The 249-nt window shown below is 44.2% G+C and carries 1 pseudogene; it reads right to left on the bottom strand.

The features are described from left to right. Positions 1-249, bottom strand: a pseudogene (locus tag AAEY79_RS15930) (hypothetical protein); the annotation flags it as partial.

The raw sequence follows: 249 nt of genomic DNA, 5'->3' as shown, positions 1-249 counted from the left end.
AAGCAATGCTTCAAGGCGACCTTGCGCAATTTCAGCTTGGTAAGGGGTATAAGCAGTATACCAGCCTGGATTTTCAAGCACATTACGCTGAATAACGGCAGGCATGCGTACAGGAGCATAGCCTTGACCGATATAGCTTTTATTAACCGTAATTTTGTCTGCCATAGTACGTAATTTAGCAAGTGCAGTATGCTCACTCATCGCTAGTGGCAAATCGATTTCTTTTTTGAGACGAACGGCATCAGGAAC

The sequence above is a fragment of the Psychrobacter sp. GW64-MNA-CIBAN-0177 genome, assembly GCF_040309585.1.
GTDB classification, from domain to species: Bacteria; Pseudomonadota; Gammaproteobacteria; order Pseudomonadales; family Moraxellaceae; genus Psychrobacter; species Psychrobacter okhotskensis.
Note: the sequence above shows the minus strand (reverse complement) of the source record. Positions and strands in the feature narration are given on the sequence as shown.